Below are 8,153 nucleotides of genomic sequence, written 5' to 3'. Positions count from 1 at the left end.
ACTATGCCCACCCCAGATGCCGAAAAACTAGCCTGTCTGGCCACCCTGGCGGCGGCAGCCAACCTCAATGGCGACCCCACCCCGGTTGAATTTGAGGCATTTTTGGCGGCCCTCACCACCTTTCAGCCCCTGCCTATGGGGGTCACCCCCGAGCGCCTGCTGAGCGCACAGCCCAGCGTTGACCCGCAGCTAGGGCAAATTACCACCCCCGAGCTCCAGCAGCAGCTCTATCGCGGGGTTCACAGCATTGCCAGATCTAAAGGCATTGATGCCCCGGAATTGGCGCTGCTGGCTAAGCTGCGATCGGCCTTTGGCTTTTCGCCCGAGCTGGCCGAGTCCCTGGCCAAGCAACCATTGGCGGCCGTGGCGGCCACCAGCGCCACCAATTCTACCCTGACGGGCATGGCCGCTCTGATCGGTCGCGAGGGTGACGTGCGCCGATTAATTTTTGACTACGCCATGGGAGCCGCCATCGTCGGCCTGATTCCCCTCCACGGCGGCGGTTCCTTAGAAATCAAGCTGCTGGTGGTGCTGGTACTCGTGCTCAAAATGATCTGGGATATTCGCAACTATTGGGGGCGACCCAGTGGCCAGGGCGTACTGGCCGTAATAGGCAACCTGTTTGGCTTTATGGCCGCAGTCTTGGGGGGCTTTTTAGCCTGGGTAACGCTGATTGGTCTGGGCGTGGTGATTCCCTATGCTGGGGCGTTTGCCAAGGCTGCCGGGTTTGCCACCGCCACCTGGATTGCCGGGCAGTCGACCAGCCAGTTTTATACCAGTCAAAAACGTCCCGACCTCACTGCCCTAAAACGGGCGTTTCCGGCCCTGCTGTCCTCAGATCAATAACCGTTGCGATCGTAGAGCCTTAGCTATTACTCCACGGCGCAAGTTTAGATACTATTCCTTAGGGCTAGGGAGCAGGGGAGCTAGGGAGCCAAGCGATCCGGAACGATGGACATAGTTCAGCCTTCGAGTACTAGTTGTGGAGCCTGAGCCAATGGATAAGTTTAAGCGTCGTCATTTTTTGCTGGGAGGCGTCGCCGCTGGCACGGCGGCGACCCTGGGCACCGAATATGTCCGGCGTGAACGGGCCGAGGCTCGTCAGGCTGCGATCGATACCTACGCCGCTGAATTCTATGATCCCGAGGACATTATTCAAGCGGCGGTGACCGGCGACACCCGCATGGTCGAAGAGTTTCAGGCTATTCAGGCCGCGGCGGTGTTTCCACCACCGCCGGTGCCCTACAGCCGGGAGATATCGAAACGGCTGATTTTGCTCAGTCGCCTGGCCACCCAGCAGTACATCACCGGGCGCAACGACCCCAACTACGACGGCAATTTGCAACAGCTGCTCGACTACGACCCCAGCCTCGATAAGTATCGCCTGGTGGCCAACTTTCGCGGCAAAGAGCGCCAGGTCAACGACGACATCGAGATTCAGGTCCCCCAGGCGATTATCGACGACCCCACCCTGGTCAATGACCCCACGGCTCTGGAAGAGAGCATGGCCCAAACCGAAGAGGCCATTCGCACCGGGGTGACGGCGGCGGTCACCGTGGGCCGCAAAGTTGAGGTGTTCTACGGCTTTTTGCTGGAGTCCGATGACGACAGCATTCTGGTGTTTCGCGGCACCCAGCGCACCGCCGAGTGGATCGGCAATATCTATGCGGTGCAGCAGCCCTACCCTGACCCGACAACGGGGGAAAGCCTCGGCAATATTCACGCCGGGTTCAGGCGCATTGCCGACAGCATTATCAACCCCCTGGCGGTGGATGCGGTAAAGCAGATCAACCCCACCAAGCCCTGCTATGTGTCGGGCCACAGCCTGGGAGCCGCCTTGGCCACGGTGCTGGCCATGGATATTGCGGTGGCGGTGCCCGATCTACAGCCCCAGCTCCAGGTCTATGTCTACGCCAGTCCCCGGGTGGGTAACCCCGAGTTTGCTCGTAGCTATGCCGAGCGGTTGCCCAACAGCTTTCGCATTACCAACCTGGCCGACCCCATCCCCACCATGCCGCCGACTAAGCTACGGGCCGAGTTTGTGCATGTGGGCGAAGAGTGGGCGTTTGTGAGCCAGGCGGGCGATATTTTGCCCAACCACATCGTCGATACCTATCGCCGGGCGGTAAATGCTGAGGCCGAAAGCAACCAGACTCGCAACTTTCCGATTACGGGGATTGCCTAGGGGCGATCGCTGGGAAAGAATAATGTTTGGACAAACAGACTGATCGTCCCCTCCTGGGAGGGGTAGGTGGTTGGATTGGGATACACCCCTCGACGGTAGCGGCGAAACAGGACGCTCCTAACTAGCTGTCTGGCGGCGTCGAATTTCCCTCCAGGTCAGAGAATCTTGGCTTTCTGGCCTTACTCCTAAAGAAAACCTTTGGGAGCATGGCCATTTAGAAAAAGTTGTTTAGGCTGTTGACAGATTTGATGCCATCGGCATTCTGATTGACGTTTCACGAACCTATTAGCTCCATAGTTCTCCTTAGAACCCCAGTTCTGACCTTCGACCGAACCGTTACCGAGAGATAGATATGGCACAGAGTTTTGGTGTAATTGGCCTTGCCGTTATGGGCGAGAATCTGGCCCTCAATGTAGAGAGTAAGGGCTTTCCGGTGGCGGTGTACAATCGCACTGCATCGGTAACCGAGCGCTTTATGGAAAAGCGGGCCCAGGGCAAAAATGTGGTGGCAACCTACAGCCTCGAAGAATTTGTCCAGTCTCTAGAGCGGCCCCGACGCATTTTAGTCATGGTGAAGGCGGGCGGCCCGGTGGATGCAGTGATCAATCAACTGCGCCCGCTGCTCGATGACGGCGACATGATTATGGATGGCGGTAACTCGCTCTACGAAGACACCGAGCGCCGCACTAAAGATCTGGAATCTACTGGCCTCCGGTTTATCGGCATGGGGGTCAGCGGTGGTGAAGAGGGGGCTTTACTGGGCCCCAGCCTGATGCCCGGCGGCACCCGCGCCGCCTACGATTCGATCGAGCCGATCGTGAAAAAAATTGCCGCCCAGGTAGATGACGGCCCCTGCGTTACCTACATTGGCCCCCGCGGTGCGGGTCACTACGTCAAGATGGTGCACAACGGCATTGAGTATGGCGACATGCAGCTGATTGCCGAAGCCTACGACCTGATGAAGAGTGTGCTGGGCCTCGACCACAACCAGCTATTTGACGTGTTTGCGGAATGGAACCTCACCGATGAGCTCAATTCATTTTTGATTGAGATTACCGCCGACATTTTCACCAACATCGACAGTGAAACCAACAGCCCCCTGGTCGAGCTGATTATGGATGCGGCGGGCCAAAAGGGCACTGGTCGCTGGACGGTGATGAGCGCCCTGGAGTTGGGCGTTGGCATTCCCACCATTACCGCAGCGGTGAATGCGCGGATTATGTCCTCTATTAAAGAGGAGCGGGTGGCGGCCTCCAAACAGCTCAGTGGCCCGGTGGCCAGCTTTGACGGCGATGTCAAGGCCATGGTGAACAAAATCCGCGACGCGCTGTACTGCTCGAAGATCTGTTCCTACGCCCAGGGCATGGCGCTGATCGGCACCGCCTCCAAGCACTACGAGTACGATGTTAACCTGGGCGAAACCGCGCGTATTTGGAAGGGGGGTTGCATTATTCGAGCGGGCTTCTTGAATAAAATTAAGCATGCCTACGACGAAAACCCCAGCCTGCCCAACCTGCTGCTGGCCCCTGAGTTTAAGCAGACCATTCTCGATCGCCAGACGGCCTGGCGTGAGGTGGTAGCGATGGCGGCGACCTTTGGCATTCCGGTGCCAGCGTTTAGTGCCTCGCTCGACTACTTCGACAGCTACCGCCGCGATCGCCTACCCCAGAACCTGACCCAGGCCCAGCGCGACTACTTCGGGGCCCACACCTATGTGCGGGTCGACAAGGAGGGTACCTTCCACACCGAATGGACAAAGGCTCCTGCCCGTGTCTAAACTTTTGTGTCGCTATAGCCATCCGAGTTAGGACTTGGCTATGGCAGGTTCTAAGAGCCGACGATGCAAATCGTCGGCTCTTTTTCATCGCTGGCTTCTGTTTAGTTCGCCTAAAGGCCTAGGCCAGACCTAAAAGCCCGGTAATATTTTGAGTATCCAGTCAGGTAGCCCTATTTATCTCATCAGGAGTTAAATCATGAGCGAAAAGATTGATCAATTTTGCGCATCCTTACGGCAGCAATTGACCGAGATTGAAGCCAAATTGAACTATTCGCGCCTTAAGTTTTTCGCCTTAGCGGTTATTCCTGCCGTAGTGGCCTGTGGTGGCCCGACGGTAGAAGACGCAGAAGCTGGCCTCTGCGACGACTTAAACGGCTTCGCGACGGCGCTCCAAAACCTGGGTCAACTCAATGCCCAGTCCACCGTTAACGACCTCGAAACCGCTCGCAGTGACCTGGCCAAAGCCTATGAATCGGTCAAGGCATCGGCAGCGACGGTAGAAGAGGCCCGCCTGAATGAGTTGGACACAGCCTACACAGACTTTGAGACAACCGTAAGTTCGATCTCCGGTCGCGACACCCTGGGTGAAGCGGCGATCACGGTCGCCGCCGAATCGGCCAATGTCGCCGCCGCTCGTCAGCAGCTCTCCTCTGGCCTGAGCTGCCCCTAGTTAGGTCGGCGTTGATGCGGTGCGATCGCCCCCAAGAAATCCGGTTTCTGTAGCTGCCAAACAGCGCATTGCAGGTGGCCCATCGCGATGGGCCAAGGGCGCTGGCGATGACCAACGTCATCATTTCGACCCCGGCGATCGCGCCCGGTGCCGTCGGCCAGAAAATCGCGCCATGGTTGCCGTAGAGAGGGTACCAAAACAGCCGTCGCCAATGCCTAGCCCAACCACGGCTTTCACCGCTTAAATTAGCAACGGCCCGCATTGACTGGTCATAAAAGCTCCTTACCCGTAAGATTGTACCTAGCTCAGTTTACAATTTGTTACGTAAGGAAGCCCATGATTGCAAGATTCTCTCTGATTAAACTACTGGCGATCGCTGGTGTGTTTGGCCTTGGTGTTGCCCCTGCGGTAGTAGCTCAGGTTGAAGAGCCCACCCCTGCCGTTAAGCAGGCGGGCGAAGCAGTTATGCCCAATGCTGATATTGCCACTATTGTCAGCGGAGTCGAAGGGTTCAGCACCCTCGAAGCCGCCCTTGGGGCTGCCGGTCTCACTGAGGCTCTGGCCGGTGAGGGGCCATTCACCGTGATTGCCCCCACTAATGATGCCTTTGCAGCCCTCCCAGACGGTGTTGTAGAGGCGCTCCTGCTGCCTGAAAATAAGGATTTGCTCACCGAAGTTTTGACCTATCACGTGATTCCCGGTGAGGTACCCTACGCTTCTCTGGCGCCAGGTATGGTGACCACCCTTAGCGGTGAAGAGCTCACGGTCACGATCGAGGGTGCTGCGGCCTTCGTCGATGGCATCGAAATCGTCGGTTCCGATATCCCGGCAACCAATGGATTGATTCACGTTGTGGAGGACAGCGTGCTGGTGCCGGCTGATGTAGCTACTGAGCTTGGGGCTCGTTTAGCTGCCGCCGAAGAAGAAGAGACCATGGTCGAAGAAACTATGGTTGAAGAGACCCTGGTTGAAGAAGCCGTAGTAGAAGAAGCCGCTCCTGCCGCACCCGTCCGAGGGCTTTGGTAAAATAGTTGTAGCTTAGGCACTATGCTCCCTCGGGCGGGTGATCGGATGAGGTTTCAGGCTGGTCAGTATCAATGGGCTGGGTTTCTAGCCCTGCTTTTGGGTCTACCGGTACCCGCGATCGCCAGTTCTGAAGCACCCTCTATAGCGCCCTCTATCGTCGTTGCCCCCGCCCGAGTTGAGTTTGAGCATGTATACGACCCGAGTTTGCCCGTCCCCAGCTATGACTACGGTCTGGGGCAGCCGTCAGATTATTTGCCCAGGGCGATGCCCCAGGCCGACCGCATTGTCTTACGCCTGGGAGAGCGTCGTGTTTACGTCTACGACGATGAGCAAATGCTTGAGAGCTTTCCGGTGGCGATCGGCGCTTCCAATACGCCCACTCCCCTGGGGCAGTTCGAAATTTTTCAAATGATTGTGAACCCCGTTTGGCAGAGCCCTTGGACAGGAGAGATCTTTAGCCCCGGCCCCAACAGTGCCTTGGGCCTAAGGTGGATCGGCTTTGTTGAGCTACCCGGCGGCATTATCGGCTTTCACGGTACGCCTACCGTCGATTCGATTGGTCAGGCGGCCTCCAATGGATGCGTTCGCCTGCGCAATGAAGATGTGCTGGCCCTCTACGCCCATGTCAGCATTGGCATGACCGTTGTCGTCGAACCCTAGCGATGCCGAATTTCTGGAAAGCCAGTCAAACCCGTTACGCCCGCCGCCCGCTGCGGCTGATCGTGGCCATGGCGCTATGGCTCCCGACCTTGGCCAACGGCGCTAGCGCCGCGTCACCCTACCAGCCGATGGGTTTGGAGGGGCTAGGGCTAAGGTCAAGCATTGCGTCACCGATGCCCTCGCCCCCGGGCGTTGACAATCCGGCTCTATTGTTGCCGGTGCCGTCTAGGCGGGTTTCTCGTCTGGTGCTACACCTTTCTGAACGACGACTGTATGCCTACCAGGGCGATCGCCAAGTCGCCAGCTACCCCGTTGCGGTGGGCCGGGATAGCTGGGAGACCCCAACCGGAGAATTCACGGTTTTTCAGCGGCAACAACATCCCGCCTGGGAACACCCCCTAACCGGAGCGATCGTTCCGCCCGGGCCTGACAATCCTCTGGGAGCCAGGTGGCTGGGCTTTTGGACCGACGGCACCAATGCGATTGGCTTCCACGGCACCCCCGACGAGCACCTGATCGGTGAAGCCGTTTCCCACGGCTGTGTGCGGATGCGAAATACCGATGTGATTGAACTCTACGACCGGGTTGAGCTAGGTACCTCGGTGATCGTGTTGCCCTAGGGTTAGGCCGACAGGCGTGGCTGCATCAGAGAATGAGCCTGTACCGCATCACCCTGATGCCATACTGAACCAATCCGTAGGGGCGCTAGCGCATCGGTTCAGTATGGCTAGAAACCCGGTTTCCTCGTTGGTTGGCCTACGAGATTTGGTCTTTTCCAGGGTAGAAACCGGGTTTCTGTACCGGCGTTCTAGCGCCGCCAAGCCAAAGGCTTTATGGCCTTCGTCTTGGGGCCTTGGGGGCCACCCTACAGAATTTAATATCAGGGCCGCTGTTTTTGATTTCTTAACTGCAATAATTTACCAAAAACCGTCGATAACGTAGCGGTCGATAACCCCAGCATTAACACTCCGCTAATTGATTCTAGGGCTCCCAACATGCGCCAGGGCGCCTCCATAACAATGTCTCCATAGCCCAGGGTGGCAAAGTTTACAGCAGAGTGATAAAACGCATCGGAGTAATGCTCAAACTGACCGACCAAGACAAACACCACCGCCCAAAGCCCCACCTGCAAAAGAGAATTCGCTAATAGAAAAAATAGCGTAATGCTGAGAACGATGAAGCCTCCCAGCACAGTCTCTTCTTCTCGAATTCGCCGCTTCACCTTGAGTCGTCGAGATAAAACGCCGATCAAGATTGAGACCGAAAGGGCCTGAATCGTTTGCCCCAGCAAAAACATCAGTAGGCCAATAGCAAGAACGAACAAAAATCCTACAGGCACGGTGTCAAAGTCCTGAATTACACTCATCTATCGATAGACTTGGAGTTTAGACTAAGAGTATTCCACCTAAAAGAACATCCCGATCAGGAACGCGAACTCGGCCCATTGGGCCGGTCGCGGAGAGACACCGGATAGGTATTTAGTTGGAACACTCTAAGGCAAATTTTCCCTCGATCATAGCCTCCGACCTTGACCGTTGCCTTGGCATCAATCGAAAGTCGCAGGGTGTGGGCATCGGCGGCTTGATTGATGCGATTCACGTCAGTAAAAATCGCTTTGGTCTCAGCAATCACCTGATTGAGGCTTGGTTTTAGCGACACGCTTGAGGCGGTAGCCTAACTGATTTAACCGCTGTCGGCTCGTTTTGTCGTAACTTCTCAATAACCGCTGGTAAGACGGTGGATGTGTAACCGGCAAGGGGTTGTCAAGAGCGCAAAGATCTGGTCTAACAGAGGAATGAATCTAGTGCCAGAGAACCTGAAATCCAAGCCGTCAT

Annotated in this window: 9 protein-coding genes; 7 read left to right on the top strand and 2 right to left on the bottom strand. The window is 56.7% G+C overall.

The features are described 5' to 3' along the window. From IQ254_RS27720 to IQ254_RS27705, 4 genes are all read left to right on the top strand, one after another. Positions 1-846: hypothetical protein (locus IQ254_RS27720; RefSeq protein WP_193969380.1), on the top strand; the 846-nt coding region annotated here is incomplete at its 5' end. Positions 847-997: 151 nt separating this feature from the next. Further along, positions 998-2,185 (top strand): lipase, encoded by a 1,188-nt coding sequence (locus IQ254_RS27715; RefSeq protein ID WP_193969379.1) that lies wholly within the window; start codon positions 998-1,000, stop codon positions 2,183-2,185. Positions 2,186-2,537: 352 nt separating this feature from the next. Beyond that, positions 2,538-3,962: an NADP-dependent phosphogluconate dehydrogenase gene (gene gndA, locus IQ254_RS27710; protein ID WP_193969378.1), complete on the top strand. Its 1,425-nt coding sequence runs from the start codon at positions 2,538-2,540 to the stop codon at positions 3,960-3,962. 196 nt (positions 3,963-4,158) lie between these two features. Further along, complete coding sequence (locus IQ254_RS27705) at positions 4,159-4,632, top strand: hypothetical protein (protein ID WP_193969377.1); 474 nt, start codon at positions 4,159-4,161, stop codon at positions 4,630-4,632. On the opposite strand, the gene IQ254_RS27700 is transcribed toward IQ254_RS27705, so the two are convergent. Next, complete coding sequence (locus tag IQ254_RS27700; protein ID WP_193969376.1) at positions 4,629-4,829, bottom strand: hypothetical protein; 201 nt, start codon at positions 4,827-4,829, stop codon at positions 4,629-4,631. The genes IQ254_RS27705 and IQ254_RS27700 overlap by 4 nt on opposite strands. Before the next feature lie 139 nt (positions 4,830-4,968). Between IQ254_RS27700 and IQ254_RS27695 the strand changes: the two genes are divergently transcribed. The 3 genes from IQ254_RS27695 (at position 4,969) to IQ254_RS27685 (ending at position 6,938) form a co-directional block, all read left to right on the top strand. Beyond that, the gene (locus IQ254_RS27695; RefSeq protein WP_193969375.1) at positions 4,969-5,658 is read left to right on the top strand and encodes a fasciclin domain-containing protein; all 690 of its coding nucleotides are present in this window, start codon (positions 4,969-4,971) and stop codon (positions 5,656-5,658) included. A gap of 21 nt (positions 5,659-5,679) precedes the next feature. Continuing rightward, positions 5,680-6,318 carry a L,D-transpeptidase gene (locus tag IQ254_RS27690; RefSeq protein WP_228041164.1) on the top strand — a complete coding sequence of 213 codons (639 nt, stop codon included), beginning with the start codon at positions 5,680-5,682 and terminating at the stop codon, positions 6,316-6,318. A 173-nt stretch (positions 6,319-6,491) separates the two neighbouring features. Beyond that, positions 6,492-6,938: a L,D-transpeptidase gene (locus IQ254_RS27685; RefSeq protein ID WP_278000389.1), complete on the top strand. Its 447-nt coding sequence runs from the start codon at positions 6,492-6,494 to the stop codon at positions 6,936-6,938. 260 nt (positions 6,939-7,198) lie between these two features. Here the strand turns inward: IQ254_RS27685 and IQ254_RS27680 are convergent, their stop codons facing one another. Then, a complete protein-coding gene (locus IQ254_RS27680; protein ID WP_228041162.1) occupies positions 7,199-7,684 on the bottom strand; it encodes an ion channel in 486 nt (161 codons plus the stop codon). Positions 7,685-8,153: the final 469 nt, after the last annotated feature.

The sequence above is a fragment of the Nodosilinea sp. LEGE 07088 genome, from assembly GCF_015207395.1.
Classification (GTDB): Bacteria; Cyanobacteriota; Cyanobacteriia; order Phormidesmidales; family Phormidesmidaceae; genus Nodosilinea.
The sequence above is the reverse complement of the archived record's forward strand: the minus strand, read 5'-3'. Positions and strand labels throughout refer to the sequence as shown.